General features: G+C 57.6%; 20 protein-coding genes. 11 read left to right on the forward strand and 9 right to left on the reverse strand.

The window, feature by feature from the left end:
• Positions 1-60 precede the first annotated feature (60 nt).
• Positions 61-1,428, reverse strand: coding sequence for a sensor histidine kinase (locus AC2FJB_RS17290; protein ID WP_496720582.1), 1,368 nt, complete (start codon positions 1,426-1,428; stop codon positions 61-63).
• Complete coding sequence (locus AC2FJB_RS17295) at positions 1,425-2,093, reverse strand: response regulator transcription factor (RefSeq protein ID WP_496685736.1); 669 nt, start codon at positions 2,091-2,093, stop codon at positions 1,425-1,427. The genes AC2FJB_RS17290 and AC2FJB_RS17295 overlap by 4 nt, the downstream gene beginning before the upstream one ends.
• Positions 2,094-2,232: 139 nt before the next feature.
• Between AC2FJB_RS17295 and AC2FJB_RS17300 the strand changes: the two genes are divergently transcribed.
• The 5 genes from AC2FJB_RS17300 (at position 2,233) to AC2FJB_RS17320 (ending at position 7,792) form a co-directional block, all read left to right on the forward strand.
• Complete coding sequence (locus AC2FJB_RS17300; RefSeq protein WP_496720584.1) at positions 2,233-3,321, forward strand: tricarboxylate transporter; 1,089 nt, start codon at positions 2,233-2,235, stop codon at positions 3,319-3,321.
• A gap of 77 nt (positions 3,322-3,398) precedes the next feature.
• Positions 3,399-5,429, forward strand: coding sequence for a tripartite tricarboxylate transporter permease (locus tag AC2FJB_RS17305; protein WP_496720586.1), 2,031 nt, complete (start codon positions 3,399-3,401; stop codon positions 5,427-5,429).
• 10 nt (positions 5,430-5,439) lie between these two features.
• Positions 5,440-6,528, forward strand: coding sequence for a 4-oxalomesaconate tautomerase (locus tag AC2FJB_RS17310; protein ID WP_496720588.1), 1,089 nt, complete (start codon positions 5,440-5,442; stop codon positions 6,526-6,528).
• 50 nt (positions 6,529-6,578) lie between these two features.
• Entirely contained in the window at positions 6,579-6,815 is a 237-nt protein-coding gene (locus AC2FJB_RS17315) for a hypothetical protein (RefSeq protein WP_117870000.1), read from the forward strand.
• Positions 6,812-7,792: a D-2-hydroxyacid dehydrogenase family protein gene (locus tag AC2FJB_RS17320; protein WP_496720590.1), complete on the forward strand. Its 981-nt coding sequence runs from the start codon at positions 6,812-6,814 to the stop codon at positions 7,790-7,792. The genes AC2FJB_RS17315 and AC2FJB_RS17320 overlap by 4 nt, the downstream gene beginning before the upstream one ends.
• On the opposite strand, the gene AC2FJB_RS17325 is transcribed toward AC2FJB_RS17320, so the two are convergent.
• Positions 7,761-8,825 carry an AbrB family transcriptional regulator gene (locus AC2FJB_RS17325; protein ID WP_496720592.1) on the reverse strand — a complete coding sequence of 355 codons (1,065 nt, stop codon included), beginning with the start codon at positions 8,823-8,825 and terminating at the stop codon, positions 7,761-7,763. The genes AC2FJB_RS17320 and AC2FJB_RS17325 overlap by 32 nt on opposite strands.
• Positions 8,826-8,903: 78 nt before the next feature.
• On the opposite strand from AC2FJB_RS17325, the gene AC2FJB_RS17330 reads away from it, so the two are divergent.
• Genes AC2FJB_RS17330 through tcuB form a run of 3 tightly spaced genes read left to right on the forward strand, consistent with a single transcriptional unit; the run spans position 8,904 to position 12,059 of the window.
• Positions 8,904-9,584: a GntR family transcriptional regulator gene (locus tag AC2FJB_RS17330; RefSeq protein WP_496720627.1), complete on the forward strand. Its 681-nt coding sequence runs from the start codon at positions 8,904-8,906 to the stop codon at positions 9,582-9,584.
• A gap of 11 nt (positions 9,585-9,595) precedes the next feature.
• Entirely contained in the window at positions 9,596-10,990 is a 1,395-nt protein-coding gene (gene tcuA, locus AC2FJB_RS17335) for an FAD-dependent tricarballylate dehydrogenase TcuA (RefSeq protein WP_496720594.1), read from the forward strand.
• Positions 10,980-12,059: a tricarballylate utilization 4Fe-4S protein TcuB gene (gene tcuB, locus AC2FJB_RS17340; protein ID WP_496720596.1), complete on the forward strand. Its 1,080-nt coding sequence runs from the start codon at positions 10,980-10,982 to the stop codon at positions 12,057-12,059. Before tcuA ends, tcuB begins: the two co-directional genes overlap by 11 nt.
• 960 nt (positions 12,060-13,019) lie before the next feature.
• On the opposite strand, the gene AC2FJB_RS17345 is transcribed toward tcuB, so the two are convergent.
• The 4 genes from AC2FJB_RS17345 to AC2FJB_RS17360 form a co-directional block, all read right to left on the reverse strand.
• The gene (locus tag AC2FJB_RS17345; protein ID WP_496720600.1) at positions 13,020-14,096 is read right to left on the reverse strand and encodes a lyase family protein; all 1,077 of its coding nucleotides are present in this window, start codon (positions 14,094-14,096) and stop codon (positions 13,020-13,022) included.
• A complete protein-coding gene (locus AC2FJB_RS17350; RefSeq protein ID WP_496720602.1) occupies positions 14,089-15,603 on the reverse strand; it encodes a tripartite tricarboxylate transporter permease in 1,515 nt (504 codons plus the stop codon). Before AC2FJB_RS17350 ends, AC2FJB_RS17345 begins: the two co-directional genes overlap by 8 nt.
• Before the next feature lie 5 nt (positions 15,604-15,608).
• A complete protein-coding gene (locus tag AC2FJB_RS17355) occupies positions 15,609-16,076 on the reverse strand; it encodes a tripartite tricarboxylate transporter TctB family protein (RefSeq protein WP_496720604.1) in 468 nt (155 codons plus the stop codon).
• Between the two features lie 69 nt (positions 16,077-16,145).
• A complete protein-coding gene (locus AC2FJB_RS17360; protein WP_496720605.1) occupies positions 16,146-17,105 on the reverse strand; it encodes a tripartite tricarboxylate transporter substrate binding protein in 960 nt (319 codons plus the stop codon).
• Positions 17,106-17,214: 109 nt separating this feature from the next.
• Between AC2FJB_RS17360 and AC2FJB_RS17365 the strand changes: the two genes are divergently transcribed.
• The gene (locus AC2FJB_RS17365; RefSeq protein ID WP_496720607.1) at positions 17,215-18,132 is read left to right on the forward strand and encodes a LysR family transcriptional regulator; all 918 of its coding nucleotides are present in this window, start codon (positions 17,215-17,217) and stop codon (positions 18,130-18,132) included.
• A 25-nt stretch (positions 18,133-18,157) separates the two neighbouring features.
• Here the strand turns inward: AC2FJB_RS17365 and AC2FJB_RS17370 are convergent, their stop codons facing one another.
• The gene (locus AC2FJB_RS17370; protein ID WP_496818750.1) at positions 18,158-18,358 is read right to left on the reverse strand and encodes a hypothetical protein; all 201 of its coding nucleotides are present in this window, start codon (positions 18,356-18,358) and stop codon (positions 18,158-18,160) included.
• 105 nt (positions 18,359-18,463) lie between these two features.
• Positions 18,464-19,030, reverse strand: a complete 567-nt coding sequence (locus AC2FJB_RS17375) for a TetR/AcrR family transcriptional regulator (protein WP_496720611.1) — start codon at positions 19,028-19,030, stop codon at positions 18,464-18,466.
• A 97-nt stretch (positions 19,031-19,127) separates the two neighbouring features.
• Between AC2FJB_RS17375 and AC2FJB_RS17380 the strand changes: the two genes are divergently transcribed.
• Positions 19,128-20,234: an NmrA family NAD(P)-binding protein gene (locus AC2FJB_RS17380; protein WP_496720613.1), complete on the forward strand. Its 1,107-nt coding sequence runs from the start codon at positions 19,128-19,130 to the stop codon at positions 20,232-20,234.
• 47 nt (positions 20,235-20,281) lie between these two features.
• Positions 20,282-20,854, forward strand: coding sequence for a carbonic anhydrase (locus tag AC2FJB_RS17385; protein ID WP_496720615.1), 573 nt, complete (start codon positions 20,282-20,284; stop codon positions 20,852-20,854).
• The last annotated feature ends 35 nt before the right edge of the window (positions 20,855-20,889 follow it).

The following is a 20,889-nucleotide window of genomic DNA, read 5'->3' on the forward strand; positions in this document are numbered from 1 at the left end:
ATCGCAAAAATTCGCTTTGATTGTGACAGGTCTCGGGCTCCGAGCAGAGATAGAAACGAACTACAGGGCTATGGGAAGCTGAAGCGTAACGCTGGCTCCTTTTTCGACTTGGTTGATCGCGACCACTCCTCCGTGGCGCTTCGCTACAGCTGAGACAATCGATAACCCTAAACCGCTACCTTCGGAATATTCCAACTGCGAGAACCGACTGAAAACAGCTTCGCTTTGGTCGGGTGAAAGGCCGGTTCCGTCATCGGATACGGTTAGCTTGACGTCCCCTCCTTCACAGCGCAGCACAACTGAAATTCGACTCAGTATAGCGCCGCCGTGCTTAACCGCGTTATCCAGCAGGTTCTTAATAGCCTCTGCCAAAAAGACCCGATCTCCCAAGACCAAGATTGTCGGTTCTGGCATGGAGACTTCAAAATCGATCCCTTTTGCGAGGATATGAACACCCATGTCCGCGCAGGCTTCTTCCACAACCGCACGGAAATCAATCTTGTCCATCTGATCCTGATGCGTAGGCTGCCGCAACCGCTCCAACGACAATAGCTGTTCGGCCACCTTGGCGGAGTTTTTTGCTGCCGACACAAGCTCGACAATCCGTTTGTCCTTGTCCTCATTCGTTTTTGCATCCCGCAACGCCTCGGCCATGGACTGAACTGCTGCCGCCGGATTTCGCAGCTGATGTGCGGCTTCTGAGATAAACACCTGGTGGGCGTTGATGCTGTGCTCGACCTGTCCAAACAGCCGGTTCAAGGTCTGAACAATGCCAAGAACCTCGACCGGGACCGGGCGTTTGATTTCGCTCAGGTCGTCAGGTGAGCGTAGGTCGATCGCATCCTGTAAATCCAGCAAGGGCCGCAACCCGCGAGCGACCCCAAACCACACTACAAAAGCAAGGGTGGCCAGCAGGATACCCATCAGGATCGCCGCGCGGATCGACAGTTCGTTGGCAAAGGCGTTGCGGTCCGCAACGCGTTGCCAAGCTGTTACCGTCGCATCGCCCACTAGGTTACCCAGTGTGACACGCTCGGTCATTTTCAATACGCGCACCGGCTCATCCCGATAGATAGCCTCGAAAAACCTCGGCTGGTACGCGTCTTGCTCAGACGGGTTTGCAGCGGCCGGAGGATATGCATACCCTGTGACGTAGATGCCACCGGGTCCAGTCACGTGATAGAAAATCTCTCCGCCTGATGCGTCGCGGATCAAGCTGCGCGTGGTGGGCGACAGGGCATCGCCTTCGGACACCGCCACATCGCGTGAAATGGCCAGACCGGCAGACAACAGGCTGTCGTCAAATAACTCTTGCGCCGTCTGTTGGGCGACCGTGTAACGCCAGTATCCAAGCAGGATCGCGAGCAGTACCAAGGGCGTAAGGATCAGAATGAACAGCCTGAGCCTGAGTGAACGGTGCCGGATCACTTTTGCACCTCAAGCAGATATCCAAGACCACGGGCCGTCTTGATCCGGATGCCAAATTTCTGAAGGCGCTTGCGCAGTCGTGACACATGCGGCTCGATGGCTGAATCGTCGACATCGGCGCCCACGCCGTAGACGTAGTCGGTCAACTGACTTTTGGGGACGATCCTGCCGCGCCGTTCCAACAGGCATTCAAGCACAGCCATTTCCCGACGCGGCACATCGAGAACTTGGCCCTTTGCGCTCACTTGCCGGGCGGTACGGTCAAACTCAAGATCTCCGATGGTCTCTCGCGCGCCATAATCCAGTTGTTTGCGGCGGGACAGCGCACGGATGCGGGCCTCAAGCTCATCCATCTCAAAGGGCTTCACAAGGTAATCGTCTGCGCCCATATCCAGGCCCGATACGCGATCGCTGGTATCGGTGCGCGCGGTCAGCAGGATGACAGGCGCACTGTCGCCCCGATGGCGCAGCGACCGCAAGATCTCAAGACCTGACCGACCCGGCAGGTTGATGTCCAGAACAATCAGATCCGCGCCTTCCTGTTCCAGATACAGATCGGCGGCATCGCCATCTGTCAGCACGTCGGCGGCATGGCCCCGATCCCGCAGGCGATAAGCAATGGCGTTGGCAAGGGTTTCATTATCCTCGACGATGACGATCCGCATTTGGGCTCCTGCAAGTTTCGCGCAAGGTTGGCGTTCCATGATTGCCAGATGGGAGGGGGAATCAACCCCGCAGTTCTATTTGCGATCACGGTGGCGCGGAGGGCGCTGACGTGGTTGTTTGGTCAACAGGGAGGAACCAATGGCCATTTCCAACTTCACCCGTCGCGCCGTCGTGGGGCTGATTGCCGCCGCCGGTATCGCTGAACCTGCCATTGCTGAGGTTGATTTCTCAGGTAAAACCGTCGAATGGGTCATTCCGTTCTCGGAAACGGGCGGGTCGGCCAAATGGGCCAATTTCTTTGCACCGCTTCTGTCCGAGGCTCTGCCGGGTCAGCCGACCGTTGTGGTCAAGTTCATGCCGGGCGCTGGATCGACCAAAGGCGCGAACTGGTTTCAGGAGCAGAACCATGACGACGGCACGCTGCTGTTTGGCACGTCGGGTTCAACACAGTTCCCCTATCTGTTGAGTGACCCGCGCGTCCGCTATGAATACAACGACTGGATTCCCGTCATGGCATCCGGAACGGGCGGTGTTGCTTATCTGAACGCCGAGGACGGAGCCAAGTTCGACGGATCTGCCAATGCGCTGAAGGACACCAATTTCATCTACGGCTCGCAGGGTGCAACCCGCTTGGACCTTGTGCCTCTGCTGGCCTGGCAGATGCTGGGCATGAATGTTGAGCCGGTCTTTGGCATCAAGGGCCGCGGAGATGGTCGCCTGATGTTCGAGCGGGGCGAGGCCAATATCGATTACCAGACGTCCTCGGGCTATCTGGGCGGTTCGGCCCCGCTAGTCGAAGCCGGTCAGGCCGTTCCGATGATGACATGGGGCGCATTGGACGCGGATGGCAACATCGTGCGCGATCCGACCTTCCCGGATATCCCAACTTTCAAAGAGGTTTGCGCGGCCACCGAAGGGTGCGAAACCAGCGGAGAGGCATGGGATGCTTGGAAAGCGTTTTTCGTGGCAGGGTTCCCTGTGCAGAAACTGGCGTTCTTGCCCGGTGACACGCCACAGGAAGTGGTCGACGCATATACCGCAGCGTTCCAAGCCGTGACCGAGCGGGGTGATTTTGCCGATATTTCCTCTAAACGCGTTGGTAAGTATCCTGTGTTTGTCGGCGATGGTTCGAAAGCGGCGCTGCAAACGGCGACCAATGTTGACGACAACGCCAAGCAATACGTCTTGAACTGGCTGAAAGAGGCCTATGGTGTCGAGCTGAACTAAGCCCGGACACCGCAGCGCGCGCCCGGATATTGGGCGTGCGTTTTCCAACAAGTTACAATTAATGAAAGGCGGCCGCTATGGAGGTTTTCGCCACCGCTCTACCTGCGCTCAGCGACGCGTGGGGTTTGATCCTGCAACCCATTGTTCTGGGCTATCTTGTGCTCGGCGTCGTCATGGGGCTGGCCGTGGGCGTTTTCCCGGGTCTCGGAGGCATTGCCGGCCTGTCGCTGTTGCTACCTTTCATGTTTGGCATGGACCCGATCCTGGGTCTGGCCCTGATGATCGGTATGGTCGCGGTGGTGCCGACCTCGGACACCTTCGCTTCAGTCTTGATGGGCATTCCCGGCAGTTCTGCTTCGCAAGCCACGGTGCTGGACGGCTTCCCTATGGCCAAAAAGGGCGAGGCTGCGCGGGCGCTTTCGGCGGCCTTCTCCTCGTCCCTATTCGGTGGGCTGGTCGGCGCGACTTTTTTGACCATGTTCATCCTGATTGCGCGGCCCATCGTTCTGGCCTTCGGCCTGCCCGAGATGTTGATGATCACAATTCTCGGCCTGTCGATGGTCGCCATTTTGGCCGGGCGGATCCCGCTGAAAGGAGTCGCCGCCGCCGGTCTGGGCCTGATGGTCGGCACGATTGGTGAGGCGGATGCAGGCGGTTCGCTGCGCATGGCAACTTACGACATTCCTTATCTGACGGACGGTTTGAAGCTGGTCATCGTTGGCCTGGGTATCTTTGCAGTGCCCGAGATCGTATCGCTGCTGCGTCAAGATCGGTCGATTGCCAAAGGGGCCTCACTGGGCGCCGGTTGGCTGGACGGCGTCAAAGACTGGTTCGCAAATATATGGCTGTCGGTGCGTTGTTCGATCATTGGCGTGATTGTTGGAGTCATTCCCGGCCTCGGCGGCTCGGTTGTCGACTGGATCGCCTACGGTCACTCGGTGCAATCCACCAAGGACAAGAGCAATTTCGGCAAGGGCGAAGTGCGCGGCGTCATCGGCCCGGAAAGCTCGAACAACGCCAAAGAGGGTGGAGGGCTGGTGCCAACTCTGCTGTTTGGCATCCCTGGTTCAGGCTCGATGGCGATCTTCATCGGCGCGGTGGCTTTGCTGGGGTCAGGCGATATCGAGGTCGGTCCGAGCATGCTCAAGGACAATCTCGACATCACCTATTCGATCGTCTGGCTGCTGGCGTTGGCCAACGTCGTCGGGACCATCCTGTGCATCGCGGCATCGGGCGGGATCGCCAAGCTGACCACGATCCGCTTCACCTATCTGGCGCCGTTCCTGTTCATGTTGATCAGCTTTGCGGCGTTCCAATCCGGCCAAAACTTCGAAGACTTGCTGGCCCTGTTCGTGATCGGCCTGATCGGCATCTTTTTACGCCGTTTCGACTGGTCGCGCCCGGCCTTCCTGATCGGTTTCGTTCTGTCGAACCCGGTTGAGAAGTTCACCAATCAGGCGTTCCAGATCGCCTCATTCCGGTTCCGCAAAAGCTTTGGCGAGGGGATGGAATATGTCTTCAGCCCTATCGTCATCGTGCTGATCGTGGTCACGGTTGTTTCGGTCATTCTGGGTATCCGGCAGGCCAAGATGATCATGGCCGAGGGTGATGTTCAGGCCGGTACCAAACGCGCGCCGCTTATCTTTCTGCTGGTGATCATGGCCTATCTGATCGTCGCTTTGGTCAACGCCAACATGATCCCTGACTACAACATGACTGACAAGATCATCCCGCTGGTGATCGGCGGTGTGTCTCTGTTCTGCTGCGTGATCCTGCTGATTCAGATGATGCGGCGGCCCGAGGGAGACGCAATCTTTGCCGACAAGGAAATCGCTGGTGAGGACGCCAGCGCGCCTCATGGTCTTTGGTCCACACTGGCATGGTTCGCCAGCCTGATCGCTGCGACCTGGGTGGTGGGTTTCATCCTCGCTCTGCTGGGTTTCCTGATCGCATTCTTCCGTATCCGGGCCGGGGCCAGCTGGCAGATGACACTGATCCTGACCGCCTGCGGCATTGGTTTCATGTGCCTGATGGCGGGCGCACTGAACCGCGATTTCCCGCCGGGTCTGTTGCAAGACATGGTCAGCCTGCCCTGGCCGTTGAAGTGAGGGATCCAAAATGACCCAAACCGCAATCCCTTACCTCTTCATGCGTGGCGGCACTTCGAAAGGTCCGTATTTCCGCCGCTCAGATTTGCCCGAGGATTTGGACACGCTGGCCGAGGTGCTGGTCGCCGCCCTTGGTTCCGGGCAATCGCTGAACATCGATGGTATCGGCGGCGGCGCGGCGGTGACCACGAAGGTCGCGATGCTGTCGGTCAGTGAGGATGACTGGGCCGATATCGACTATTTCTTCGCGCAGGTCTCGGTCGACGAGAAGCTGGTCGATTTCAAGCCCACGTGTGGCAATATCCTGTCCGGCGTTGCCCCTGCGGCCATCGAAATGGGACTGTTTGTACCACAGGACGATGAAACTGAGATCCGCATTCGGGCCGTCAATACGGAGGCTCGGGTCGTGGCCAAGGTGAATACACCCGAGGGCGAATTGACCTATGAGGGCGATGCGGAGATCGCTGGTGTACCCGGCCATTCGGCACCGGTGCAGCTGAGTTTCATGGGTGTGGTGGGCTCGGCAACCGGAGCTTTCCTGCCCACGGGCAACTTACGCGATACCGTTCAGGGCGTTGAACTTACTTGCATGGATGTTGCAATGCCGATGGTCATCGCCCGCGCCGCAGACTTCGGGCTGACGGGCTATGAAAGCGCCGAGGAGTTGGATGCCAACCACACTTTTTTTGATCGGATGGAGGCTGTTCGGATTGAGGCCGGGAATCGGATGGGTATGGGGGATGTGTCCAAATCGGTCACTCCCAAATTCGGCCTCATCGCGCCTGCCAGAGAGGGCGGAACGCTTGCGGTGCGGTATTTCATGCCGTGGAAGACCCACCCGACCATGGCGGTCACCGGCGCGCAATGCATGGCGTCCTGCGCGCTGACGCCTGGCACAGTCGCGGACAGTTTGCTGGATCGCCCCACTGCAAGTCCGGCTGAAGTCGTGCTAGAGCACGCCTCCGGCGAAATCGAGGTGCTGGTGGACTTCTCCACCACTGACGGGTTCTCCGTGGACGCGGCGGGCCTAGTACGGACCGCGCGCAAGTTGGCGGACGGGCATGTTTATGTGCCGCAATCTGTTTGGAATGGAAGTTGATCAGGTGTCATCTATTAGGTATACGACGGTATACTATATTGGAGGATACGATGGACGACTATTCGGAATGCCTCGCTATCGCGCGTCAGGAACTTAGGTTGGCGCAAGCGGTCCTAAGGCGGGATATGGCAGAGTACCCGACACCGATCGCAGGGTGCGATGAGCAGTTCAACCATCTGCTGGACCAAAGCGAACGCGTCCGGAACGCGCTGGCCGCCCTCGACGCTCCGCATTTTGTACCAACCCCAAGAAAGCTGACCTACGGTCAGGGTATAGAAAGCCGATGAACGTACATATTCTGGATGACTGGTTTGACACGCTGCGTGGCCTGCCGTGCTTTGAAAAACTCATCAGTCATGAGGTGACGGTATGGACGGATCATGTCGAAGACACTGACGTTATAGCCGAGCGGTTGCAGGATGCAGAGGTGCTGGTGCTGTTCCGGGAACGCACCAAAATCACTCGCGCCTTGCTGGAGAAATTGCCGAAGCTGAAACTGATCAGCCAGCGCAGCGTTTATCCTCATGTCGATGTTGAGGCCTGTACAGAACACGGAATGTTGTTGTGTTCGAACATGCATGGTGGGACGCCGTCCTACGCCGCAGCCGAACTCACTTGGGCGTTAATCATGGCTGGGATGCGCGACTTGCCCGCACAAATGGCCTCGGTCAAAGCGGGGCATTGGCAGGCTGGTGTGGGCAAAACGCTGCGGGGCCGTCAGTTGGGGCTCTATGGCTATGGTCGCATTGCCCGCGCCGTTGCGGGTTATGCCGAGGCGTTCGGGATGAATGTTGTCTGGTGGTCGTCTGAGGAAGGTCGGGCACGCGCGCAGGCGGATGGCGCGCTGGTCGCGCCCAGCCGTGAAGCGTTCTTTGCCGACAGCGATGTCGTCTCAGTCCATGTGCGCCTGAAACCGGACACGCGCGAGATCATCACCGCATCGGATTTCGCACAGATGCAGCCGGGGGCGCTGTTTGTGAACACCTCGCGGGCCGGGCTTATCGCTCCGGGCGCTTTGATTGAGGCGCTGAACGCCGGTCGCCCCGGCAAGGTGGCCATTGATGTGTTCGATACCGAGCCACTGACCGATACGACCGATCCGTTATTGTCGCATCCCAACCTGATCGCGACCCCACATATCGGCTTCGTCACCGAGGATGAGTTCGGTCTGCAATTCGCTGATATTTTCGATCAGGTGAACGCCTATGCCGAAGGTGCTCCGATCCACATGATCAACCCCGAGGTTTGGACCAGCGCAGAATAAGATTTGCGGCGATGGGCGCACCGATGATCACCAACACGATCCTTGTCAGATGGTGGGTGATCACAAAGCCCAGATCCGCGCCCGAGACGATGGCCAGCACCGTCATCTCTGCCTGCCCACCAGGGGCGAAGGCCAGAAACGCCTCGACAGGTTGGCCCAGTCCCAAGGTCGTGACAACGGCGGTGAAAGCGGCTGCTAGGACGGCGAGGACAATGACATAGGCGAAGCCCGCTGCCACTACCCGGCGCAACTCGACCCAGGTAACACCAACAAACTTCACTCCAATCCCGCAGCCAATGAAAAACTGCGCTGCAAGGATGGCCTCGCGAGGCGGTCGGGTATGAATGAAATCGCCCAGTGACAAGGCTGCCGTCAGGATCATTGGCCCCAGGATTGACGCCCCGAATAAGCCGATCCGCTCCCCGCCTTTCCAGCCGATAAAGGCGGCCAGAACCATCAACGCCAATTCATGTATTGGCAGGTTGTGCGCAGGCTCGCCAATCGGATTGGTGAGTTGGGCATCATAGAACACGGTGAGGAACAAGGGGGCCAACGTCACGATGATCAGCACGCGCGTACCGTGGATCAAGGACAAGGTACGCGGATTGGCCCCCGCCTCGGCGCCAAAGATGATCATGTCTTGCAAACCGCCCGGCATAGCTGCGTAGAAAGCCGTTGTGGAGTCAAAGCCCCAGATCTTGCGAAAGAATGGCACACCTACCAAAGCGATCAGCAAGATGAAGAACGGGATCAGCGCAATCGACGCGGCCATTTGGGGCAATTCAGCAAACAGAGCCGGCGTAATCGATGCCCCTACCGCCACGCCCAGTATAGTGCGGGCGGCAACCGAGACCTGTCCAAAGCCTTCCATCGGTGCGTGCGCAAGAGCTGCAATCAAACATGCGCTCATTGGCCCGAACAGAAAAGGTAGCGGCAGGTTTAGCGCCCAAAATACCCCAGTGCCCAACACCGCCAGGCCGAGCGTGACGGCCCGTTTCGTCAGAAGAGAGGGGGTATCGGTTTGGCTGTGCAAGGTAAGCGTTCCAGCTTCGTTGACTTATAATGTATCCATGTGTATACAACTGGACGCAAGATGACAAGAGAGCCTGCGATGACCCTTCAGGACGACCCGTTACAACCTGGCCCACAAGGCAATTCTGCGTATCAGCGCCTGCTGGGCGAGATTCGCGAGGGCACTCTTTTGCCCGGCGACCGGCTGCGCGAGATTGAGCTCTCGGAACGGTTGGGCGTCAGCCGTACCCCGGTGCGCGAGGCGATAAGGCAGTTGGAAGCCGACGGACTGGTCACACATGTGCCACGGCAAGGTGCCACCGTGCGCAGCCTGGATTACGCTGAGGTCATGGAACTCTATGAGATGCGCGCGGTGCTTGAAGGGACAGCGGCCCGTCTGGCAGCCCGCGCGGCGTCTGATGTCGAACTGGATGAGCTTGAGGTTCTGAACGACCGGCTGGCCGAGGCGGGTACTGGCCCCGATGCGGCCCAAATCAACAAGATCTTTCACGCGACGTTGCTGGATGCGGCCAAGAACCGGTTTCTGGCAAAATCCATGCTCTCCTTGCAAAAGGCGCTGTTGATCCTGGGTCCCTCGCAATTGCTGGATAGCGACCGCGCCGAGGCCGCAGTGGCCGAGCATCGGCGCATCATGGCGGCTTTGAAGGCCCGCGATGGTGCGGCGGCCGAGACAGAGATGCGCGCGCATATTCAGGCTGCGCAGCGGATGCGCATCCGCGCGTTGCAGGACCGCGACCGCTCAATCGACGAAAGCCAGTAGGTAGACAGGATATGGCCACCCCAAAGGAAGCTTACGATATCGCTGTGATCGGTGGCGGCAATGCGGCTCTCTGCGCTGCGATGACTGCCGCTGAGGCCGGCGCACGCGTTTTGATCCTTGAAACGGCGCCAAAACCTTATCGCGGCGGAAACTCCCGCCATACGCGCAACTTTCGCTGTATGCACAAGACACCTTTGGGGCCGCTGATTGAGGAATACAGTGAGGACGAATACCTCTCGGATCTACTGAAAGTCACCGGCGGCAAAACCGATGAACATCTGGCCCGCCTCGCGATCCGAACGTCGGAAGAATGCCTTCCTTGGATGCAAGAACACGGGGTTCGGTTTCAGCCCTCTCTTTCCGGCACATTGTCATTGGCACGGACCAATGCGTTTTTCATGGGGGGCGGCAAATCTCTGGTGAATGCCTATTACCGCACGGCGGCGGGGCTGGGTGTAGATGTGCTGTATGAGGCCGCTGTGACGCATCTGGAACTGAACAGCGACCAGATCGAGTGGGTGGATTACACCTATGAAGGCCAATCTCATCGCGTCGCGCCCAAAGCGGTCATCGTTGCCTCCGGCGGCTTTCAGGCAGACACAGATTGGCTTACCCGGGCCTGGGGTGAGCCTGCCAAGAACTTCCTGATCCGGGGAACGCCGTACAACCGAGGCGTGGTCCTGTCTGATCTGCTGGACCAAGGAGTAGAAAGCGTCGGCGGCCTGACCCAATGCCACGCCGTTGCCATCGACGGGCGCGCGCCGAAATTCGACGGCGGCATCGTCACCCGTCTGGACTGCGTTCCGTTTTCCATCGTCGTGAACAAACATGCCGAGCGGTTCTATGACGAGGGCGAAGACGTCTGGCCCAAGCGCTACGCGATCTGGGGTCGATTGGTGGCAGCCCAACCGGATCAGGTGGGTTATGTGATCATCGACGCCAAGTCGTTGAACCTGTTCATGCCGTCCGTGTTCCCGCCGCTAAAGGCGGAGTCGTTGGACGAATTGGCCGGGATGATGGACCTGCCTGCGGACAAATTGAAAACGACCGTCAGCGAATTCAACGCCGCTTGCGGTGACACCAGCGGGTTTCATCCGACCGAGTTGGACGGGGTCGCGACCTCGGGTCTGACACCGCCTAAGACCAACTGGGCGCGCCCAATTACCGAACCGCCTTTCTATGGCTATTCACTGCGCACCGGTGTGACCTTCACCTATCTTGGGCTGAAGGTTGACGAGGCGGCCCAGTGCTCGACCTCAAACGGAAAGATCAAAAACCTGTGGGCCGCAGGCGAGACCATGGCCGGGTCGATCCTTGGGCAAGGTTACTTGGCCGGGTTCGGCATGACCATCGGAACTGTTTTTGGACGCATCGCAGGACGTGAGGCCGCCGCTTATGCAAACTGATCTTATTCAGGAAGCCCGCCGCCAGGCAGAGATCTGCAACGCCTGCCGATATTGCGAAGGCTATTGCTCGGTCTTCCCCTCCCTGCATGCGGAACGCGCGTTCTCGGATGGGGATATCACGCAACTGGCCAATCTGTGTCACAACTGCCGGGGCTGCTACTATGCCTGCCAGTACACGGCGCCGCACGAGTTCGACCTGAACCTACCCAAGGCGCTGGCCGAAGTGCGGCGCAATAGCTGGGAAAACTTCGCCTGGCCGCAGCCGCTGGCGCGCCGGTTTCACACGCATGGCGGGGCCATCGCCCTGGCGCTTGTGATCGGATTTGCCATGTTACTCTGGGCCATCCGCGCCATCGGTTCCAGTGGAGGCGGGGGATTCTACGCCGTCCTGTCGCACAACGCGATGGTTGCGATCTTCGCGCCTGCGTTCCTGCTGCCTCTGTTCAGCATAGCCATCAGCCTTCGGCACTATTGGGTCAAGGTTGACGGCAAACCGATCCAGGTGTCTGATCTGATGGCCGCGTTCAAACACGCGGGCCAGATGCAGGATCTGGCCGCAGGCCACGGCGAGGGCTGTAACTTCGAGGACGAAGACCGTTTCAGTCAGGCACGACGCCACATCCACCACGCCATCATGTATGGGTTCCTGTTGTGCTTTGCGTCGACCTCGGTGGCGACGGTCATGCACTACGTCTTCGGATTGCACGCGCCTTACGGGTTCTGGTCTTTGCCCAAATTGTTCGGAATTTCCGGGGGGCTGCTGCTGACGGTGGGATGTGGTGCGATGGCTGTGCTTAAGCAAAAGTCAGACCGGGATCTGGGGGACCCGTCGGCTTGGGGCGGCGATATTGGTTTCATCCTGCTGCTGGGCTTTGTTGGGTTCAGCGGTTTGGTTCTTTTTGCCCTAGTTTCAACGGCACTGATGCCCGCGCTGCTGGCCATCCACCTCGGATCGGTTCTGACCTTTTTCCTGCTGACGCCCTACTCAAAAATGGCACATGGGTTTTACCGATTAGCGGCGCTGATCCGGGACGCGCAACGGAAAAGAGATGTGTCCGTGGTCCGTTAACAGCTCGTCGCGTCTGTGTGAGCAGAAAGAACATGCAATAGGGTCAAATATGATTGTGAAGAACTCTGCGTTGCAGCACTTCGAGTGGCGGTCAACGTCTGGAATGGACCGTCCCTTGCACGACCGACGGCAGCGACGCACGCTTCGCTGGTATTTGGGCCAACCGCAGCATTTGGCACTCTGGGCTCACTGCCGCCGTTCCGGCTCGACCCAACTGGTGACCGTTTCCAACCAGCGAATGTCCTCACATCGTGGCACTGAGTTGAAAACGCAAAACTATACCATCTTTGGAAATGGCCGCTTTCGGATTGTTCTTCAGACTTGAACTACTGCGCCGCCGCAAGTCGGCTCTGAGCCCAAAGCCCCGGATGCTGCAGCGTTCTTGAAAGTCGGTTTCGGAGAGTTTGGTTTGCCTCTTATCGGCGGCGCCGTAGAAGCCAAAAACTGAAGCTGAATAATTCAAATACAAATGCGCCGGCAACTATGCCAATGAACAAGGGGAGCCCAAAGAATGCGCATATCGCCCCGCCCAGCGCGGCACCTACGGCTGCGCAACCTATGACGAAGGCTGCCATTAGTATGAAGTCTTTCAAGTGCCACTTCAGGCCTTCGCGGAACTCTGACTTCCAGTTTCGTTTCGTGCGATATTCCATCACCTGACGTTGATCAAAAAAGAATGTCCATAATGCGGCAACTCTATTCTCGAACCTTGACGTATTCAAAGCGGTCATTGGAGGATGTGCAGCGAGTTGGCGCTTCGTTCGCAAGTTTGACATCGGCCACCAAAATCTTGCTGCGGTTGGGACGAACGGCAGCTTTTCCTGCTGCGAAGCGGCTATCGGCTTAACTCGTGGCATTGCTGCAACTGCGAATTATGGGCTTTGTCGATCTCACCGAACGCGGACAGCGTTGCCGTTCGCCGCAACAACGCGAATGACGGCTAGCGTTTCTTAACTCTTCTCAGATTAAATTCTGTTCCATCCCGCCTTCGTCGACTCTCAAATCAGATAGCATCCGATTTGCCCATGACAAAGCTCCTGACGACAGCAAGAACACTTCAGGAACGACAAGCCACTCACCGACCCAAACACCGCCAGAGCGCTCATGTTGGTGCAGAGTCAGTTCCCCTATTTGCTCCGACCTTTGGCGCCCCAATCTTGCTACGGCCTCGGCAAATTCACTGGCCCGTTGATTACGTTTGTGATGCATTGAGGATGAAGCACCCCTACCATTTTCATGGCATTCGCAGACCTCACCGATATCACTGGATGAAAGCAGGTTGATGTTGTGGGCTATTTTGCAGATCGTCGCACACAGCGCGCCGAGGGCGGTGACAATATCGGCCACGCCGTCACGCGCGTTTTGCCAATGAGGTTCTGCAACGCCCAAACCAAGCGCCTCTGCCATTCGCACCTTTATCTCTGTCCCTGTTCCATCGCTATAATTTGACAAATCCCCTAACGGCCCGCCGACCTGAACGAACACCCCACGCTTTTCCGCTTCGATGATCACCTCGCGACGACGTAGAAGCTCCTCTAGCCAGACTTCAAACTTGGTCCGGAGCAGCATCGGGATCGCGTGTTGCCCGTTAGTGCGCCCGATCATTCGCGTGTTGGGGTGCTCCTTGATCAGGCCCGTCAGGGAAAAAACGAGCTGATCGAGGTCGCTCAACACGGTCGCCAGACCGAGCTTCATTTGCATCGCAAGCGCTGTATCCATGATATCTTGCGTCGTGCTATTGAAATGGACGAACTTGGCGAGATCCTCGCCGACGTGTTCGCGCAGTTGCCCGACCAATCCCACAATGGGCCGCCCGACAAGCGCCATGTCCTGCCGCAAGCGCTCCTGATCGAGCTTTCCGATGCCAAACCCGTCGAGTGCAACAACAGCTTCATTCGGCACGAGACCCGCATCACTTTGCGTACGCGCCAGCGTTTGTTCGACTTTGATCCAGGCAGAGATTGTCGAGGATTCAGACCAGATGTGCCGCATATCTGTGCTGGAAAAGCTGCCTTGCATGAGTTGCCATTCAAGCATCGCCCAACCCTCCCTGCGCCAGTTTGCGTTCTTTCATGATGCCGCGAATGCGAAAGGCAATCGCCCCGGCACCAAGGATCAAGAAGACGAGCGCAATCGGTCGTTCGACAAAGATCAGCGCACCGCCATCCGACATCAGCAGGGATTGCCGGAACGTCTCTTCCGCACCTTTGGCCAGAACGAAGGAGATTACGAATGCCGCAATGTTGAAGTCATATTTGCGCATCAGCCAGCCGACGAAACCGGCAAAGGTCATAACCGTCACATCGAACATCGAGCCTCGTGCTGAGTATGCCGCGACGAAGGCTGTCATGAAGATCAGCGGATAGAGAACGTTGGTCGGGATTTTCAGGATTAGTCGGGCAACTTGTGTGGCTCCGAAATAGCCGATCAGGCCATACACGAGGATACCAAGCATCCCGCAGGCAAAGAGCTTGTAGACAAGTTCCTTGTCGGTCAGAAATAGCGTCGGCCCGACCTGGATGCCATGGATCAGAAACACGCCCAACAGGATCGCGCCGATGGTCGAGCCTGGAATACCCAAAATCAGCAGAGGAGCCATGGACGGGCCGGACACCGCGTTGTTGGCCGCTTCTGGCGCGGCCACGCCTTCCAATGCGCCCTTACCCCATTGTTCAGGGTTTTTCGCACGGCGCTTACCTTCTCCATAAGAGATAAAAGCCGCAATCGCTGAACCCAGACCTGGCAGAACACCAATGCCAGCACCGATGAACCCGCCCCGCACAGCATGAGGCAGACAGGGTTTGTATTCCTCCCATGTCAGATCATTGCCATCAGCCGAGCTTTCGTTTTCTTTGGTCTCGCCTGTTGCTTTGCGCCGCTCTTCAAGTTGCGCAAAGACTTCGCCCAAGACAAAGACACCGATCATCAGCGGCACCAAGCCGATGCCATTGGACAAGTCGAACGAGCCGAATGTGTAGCGCTCTTCGCTGGAAATCGGATCGAGCCCCACCATTGCCACCAGAATTCCCAGGAGCGCGGAGGCCAGACCTTTAACAATGGATTCTCCGATCACCGAACCGATCACCACAAAGGCGGCAAAGTAGATGGCAAAGGTTTCTGGAGGTCCCAGCTTCAGAGCAATTGCTGCGATGAACCCGACACCAACAACCAAAAGAACGTCGCCCATGAGATCGCCGATCACGGATGAGATTGTGGCAACTTTCATTGCTTTACCCGCCTTACCAGCGCGAGCCAGTGGATAGCCGTCAATCTGCGTCGCAGCACTCGCGGCTGTACCAGGCGTATTAAACAAGATTGCTGCGATGGAACCGCCATAGCGTCCGGATTTTCCGATCACATAGAGAAAGGCGAGCGCAAAGAGGGGCGACATATAGAAGGTGATTGGCAGCAGCATCGCGATTGCTGCTGAAGCTGTCAGACCCGGCGTTGCGCCCACAATCATGCCAACTGTGGCAGCAAGAACGATGGCAAAGAGCAGCATCGGATCAGTGATGACCGAAAGAAGGGCGGGAAAAATTTCCATGAGACTTACCTCTGTATCAAGCTGAGTAGGTCGAACACTTCGCCATAGGGCGGGAAGACACCAAGCAGCACAAAAAAGATGAGGTGAAAAACCAACGGGCAGATGACTACAGAAACTGCAAGGCCGATCCAGCTCCGCACACCGAACAAATATAGCACGATGGGAGCCACGATGCCCGTAGGTAGTAGATACCCGAACCAGCGGAATGACTGTTGGTAGACCAATGCAATGATGAATAGTGCGATGATCTGAACAGTCGCCCCATTATCTGTGCTGGCGGCGGTGACATCGCCTGTCTGACGGGATGCACCTATCAGCAAGAGACCAGACAAGCCCAATAGAGCGACGGATGCGGCAAAGGGAACAATCCCGGCCCAGGTATCTCCGGGCGATGCAGCGGGCACCTGCCACGCGCCCCAAATAGCCACAAGTGAAACGGCCGCCAGCACCAAACCTTCGGCATAAGCGCGCATGTCATCCTCCCTCAACAACGCGTGGGCAAAAAAAGGCCGGGGGATCATCGATCCCCCAGCCTTGAAGACTTAATTAGTCAGACTTTCGACCAACGGAGCGGCGTCCTCTTTCATAGCGCTAAGCGTTGCCTTGGCATCCGCACCATTCTGATAGACAGGACCGGTCCCACGCGAAGCCAGCAGCTCGGCGAACTCGGGCTTAGCCGAAATCTGCGCAAGCGCGGCTTCCATCGCTGCGACCACCTCGGCAGGCGTACCCTTCGGAGCAAACACGATCACCGGCGAGGAGACAGCAGCAAACGGAATGCCCAATTCTCCAAAGGCAGGTACATCCGTCATGATGCCGTCGCGTTCCTGGCTGTTGACCGCCAGCGCGCGCAGTTGGTCCTCGAAACCGGCAAGCTGTTGTACGCCCAAGAAGCCGAAGTCGGCTTGCTCACCGATGAGAGCAGCACGGGTCGGGCCACCACCTTTGAATGGAACGTCTTGCGCTTCGATGCCGTTATTGGCCAGAAAGCCCAGACCGCCTACATGGTGGAAACCACCGCGGCCTGAATGCGCCCAACGAAGCGAGCCAGGATCAGCTTTAGCCGCGTCGATCACGTCTTGAACGGATTGAAACGGGCTGCTCTTCGGGACCATCAGCGAGGTTTGCAATTGGCCGACCTGTGCGACGAACTCAAAGCTGTCCAGCGCATCAATGTCGGTGTCGCGGGTCATGGTGGACAGCAAGAACGAGCCCCCTGAGGTCATCATCATAGTATAGCCGTCGGGTCGGGCGCCGACGACAGAATTGGCTCCATTCAAGCCGCCCGAGCCAGGTTTGTTCACGACCACTACGGGGGCATTCAAAATGCCTTCAGCTGCCGCCGAGATGGCGCGAGCATAGGCGTCAGTGCCGCCACCCGCCTTGTAAGGCACGACCAGATTGATCGGGCGTTTGGGCCAGTCAGCCGCAAAGCTGGCTGTTGCTGTTGCCGCAAGGGCGATGCCTGCCAGTACGGCAGAAATGAGTGTTCTGCGTTTCATAGTATCCTCCCTAATTCCTCTCCTGATCTCACCTAGCAGATGATGGAGATTGCGAAAAATGCAAAGGTGTTTAGTTTACTTGCAAAAATTGTAAGTGACGGTGGCGAACATGAATATCAAAGCGCTTCGTGCATTCAGAGCAACGCTGTCAGAGGGATCACTCGCAGCAGCAGCAAATATACTGCACCTTTCGCAACCAGCAGTCAGCCGGTTGATTTCTGGACTCGAGAGGGAGTTGCGGCTTAATCTTTTTGATCGAAGCGGCCGGAACCTCACTCCAACACCCGAGGGACTTGCGTTCTATCGCGAAGCTGGTCGCATCCTCGACAACCTGGATGAGATCCCCAGAATCACCGCCGAGATTCGTGCAGGCCGCACTCAGAACCTTCGGATCGTCGCAATGCCGCGCATCGCCCGCGCGCTCGCCTCCCCCGCTGTTGGCCAATTCATAAGGGAAAATCCTGATATCAATGTCAGCCTCGATGTGCGCGCGCGCAGAGAAGCTGGCAAATGGTTGGCCGGTCGGGAATATGACGTGGGAATTGGTGCTCTACCGGTCGAACACCCCGATATCCAAACCGAGTTGCTATTGCGCGTAAGAGCGCAAGCCGTCGTACCAATTGATCATCCGCTTGCCGATCTTGAAGAAGTTTCCATTGACGTTTTGGCTGACGTTCCAATTGTTCGCCTTATGCACGGATTGCTCTTGCGCGACCAACTGGATGATATGTTTAGATCTGCAGGGGTGCTGCCAAAACAAACCTGCGAAGTCGCATCTTCTTCGCTGGCATGTGCTCTGGTAGCAGATGGCGGTGGTGTCACAATCGCAGATGAACTCGTGGCCGCCGATGTAGATCAGACCCGTGTTCGGACAGTTCCAATTTCGCCTGAACGCTGGATGTCGTTTGGGCTTCTCTTTCCACTGCATTCAGAACCAAACGAAGCGCGTGACAAGTTCGTTGAAGTATTAAAATCGCATGTCGCAACACTCGCGGCATCGAGCCAGTCGATAGAGGTAGTTAGTTAGCGATTTAACTAGTCCCACTGAGCTTTCACTTGGAAACTCGACTTTCAGAGAGCCAAGCATCCAGGAAGCTGTCATTGGTGGACAATGCAGCATCGGTATCATCGGGCTCATTGAAGACTTCGGTGCCGTCGCAGCAAAGCCCCCTGCCCCGCAAATAACTGATCACGCGGACGGCCCAAGCCAGCCATTGGCCACACAACTCGACGCCAAAGCGCAGCTTTCGCATTGCTGCCGTTCGTGCACCTTGCAGCATTGTCGATTCGCGTGTGATGGCAATGCACAACGCAACCGCGAATCCCTCGGAATACCCTGCAGCAGTTTAGGACCTGTCTTACGGCCAATGATCCTGCAGCAAATCTATGGCAGTGCGTCCGGCCTCCAGAGCTCGGTCCGCCTCCTCTTCAGTTCCTGCCAAACGAGCCAGAGTAATCGTACCCATAAGGAGTGCCATCGCAGCCAGGCCCTGGTGCGAGCCGGATTCCGGTGTGTCCTGCAAAAGGGCCGCCATGCGATCCGAAGCTTGAGCGCCCGCTTGCCGGGATGCGCCCTTGGTACGGGCAAGCTCGGTTCCCATTGCCGCAAGCGGGCATCCATGCCGACTGTCTTGAACATGTGCCTGGGACAGGTACTTGGCTATATAGTCCTGACGTTCTTTCCCTCGCCCTTCGCTGGACCCCTCGCGCTCCATTTCGGAAACCACATCATCGACTGCGTGCCGGAAGGCTGCCGCGATCAAATCTTCTTTCGAATGGAAATGTCGGTAGAAACCTCCATGTGTCATTCCGGCTGCCTTCATGACGTCCGCGAGGCTAGTCGCTTCGATACCGCGTTCGCGGAACAACTGTGCTGCAGCATCCAGTATCCTGTTGTGACTGCGCCTTTTTTCCGCTTCCGACATTCTCGGCAATTTCGCACTCCTAGGCGGGATTGACAATTAAGATTACATCTATCATCTAATTTATAGATTGCAAGTATCATCTAAAAGGAGCGTGCCTATGCCTGCCAAGCCTAAGATCCTCGTCACCAGCGCAAGCGGCAAGACCGGGCTGCAAGTCGCGCTTCAGCTCAGAGCCAAAGCCTATCCTGTCCGTGCGTTCATACGGCAGAGGGATCATCGCTCTGATATCCTCGAACGCGCGGGCGCTGAACTATTCGTGGGTGACCAGTATTCGCTGAGCGACATGCGCAACGCCATGAATGGCGTGCAGCGGGCCTATCAATGCGCCCCGACGGCACCCAATGGGCTGCACTTCAACGCGGTCTTCACCGTTGCGGCTTACGAAGCTAAGATTGAGCACGTCGTTACGCTAAGCCAATGGCTTTCGAGCGTAGATCACCCGTCGCTGTTTACACGCGAAGTCTATTTAGGCGACATCCTGATCGGCATGCGCCCCGAGATGTCTGTGACCACGGTGAATGTCGGCTGGTTTGCTGAAAACTACCTGATGGTGCTGGGCATGGCGGCCCATCTTGGGCAGTTCACAATGCCGCTTGGCGACGGCGACGTGAAAAAGAATGCTGCCCCCTCGAACGAAGATATTGCACGCGTCGCGGTCGGTGCCTTGACGGACCCGGCACGCCATGCGGGCAAGACCTACCGCCCCACGGGACCAACGCTGCTGTCACCCAACGAAGTCGCCGAAGCAATGGGCCGCGCGCTGGGGCGGCGGGTACGTTATGTCGACATTTCCGAGCGTATGATGGTCAAGGCTCTGAAAGCCCTGCGCCCAGCCAACTATTCTGAAGCGGCAGTCACCCAGCTTGCAATCTATTCAGAAGAGTACAGGCGAGGCGCCTTCGCGGTGAACGCCCCGACCGGGGATGTATTCCAAGTAAGCGGGCACGAACCTGAAGCGTTTGAAAGCATCGTACGGCGCAAGGTCGCTGATCAGCCGGACCTGGCACGCAGCCTGTCCGGCAGCATCGGTGCGATCGGCAGCTTTCTGAAGATCCTCACGACGCGCGCCTTCGATCTTGATCTCGCTCAGAAGCAGCGAGACTACGTTCAGCTTTCCTCTTCGTCGTACTGCCTGGACGACGCGACATGGACGGAAAAACACCAACCCAAGGACGTACAAGCCGCACCAATGCGCGTTGCCTAACGCAGCATACGACGAAGGTTTACCCTCCAAGACGAAAGGACCTCTTCATGAACGTTCAAGACGAACTCATCACTCGAAACCAAGAATTCTCTGTGGGCTTTGACAGTGCTGGCCTACCGATCCTGCCAAAGTTGCGAACAGTAGTTCTAACCTGCGGCGATGCCCGGGTTGATCCCGCGCACATCCTCGGACTGGAGCTTGGCGACGCGGTTGTGATCCGAAACAATGGCGGACGGGTTACACGCGCCGCAATCGAAGAAATCGCCACCCTCGCCTTTCTGGTGAGCGCTATGACGGAGGGCCGCGAAGAGGGGTTCAACGTCATCCTGATGCAGCACACACAATGTGGAGCCGAGCGGCTGTCCAGTCCGGACCTTCAGGACGCGCTGCTGAAAAAGCTTGGGATTGACGTATCCGAATACGCGATCACGGATCAGGAAAGCGACCTTTCGGCAGACATCAAGCGTCTAGCGGCAGCACCGGAGGTACCGGACGCGATCACCGTCTCGGCCTTGCTTTACGATGTCGCCACTGGAAAAGCCCAAGAGATTACTCCAGCCGCTTCACTGGGGACGATCCGGGCCGAGGCGAGCGTATCGCAAACTGCGGCTCGAGCATGAAGGTCTGCCCACCCCCAATTCACGTAAACAGACGC

This window comes from Ruegeria sp. CDSC085, from assembly GCF_059610465.1.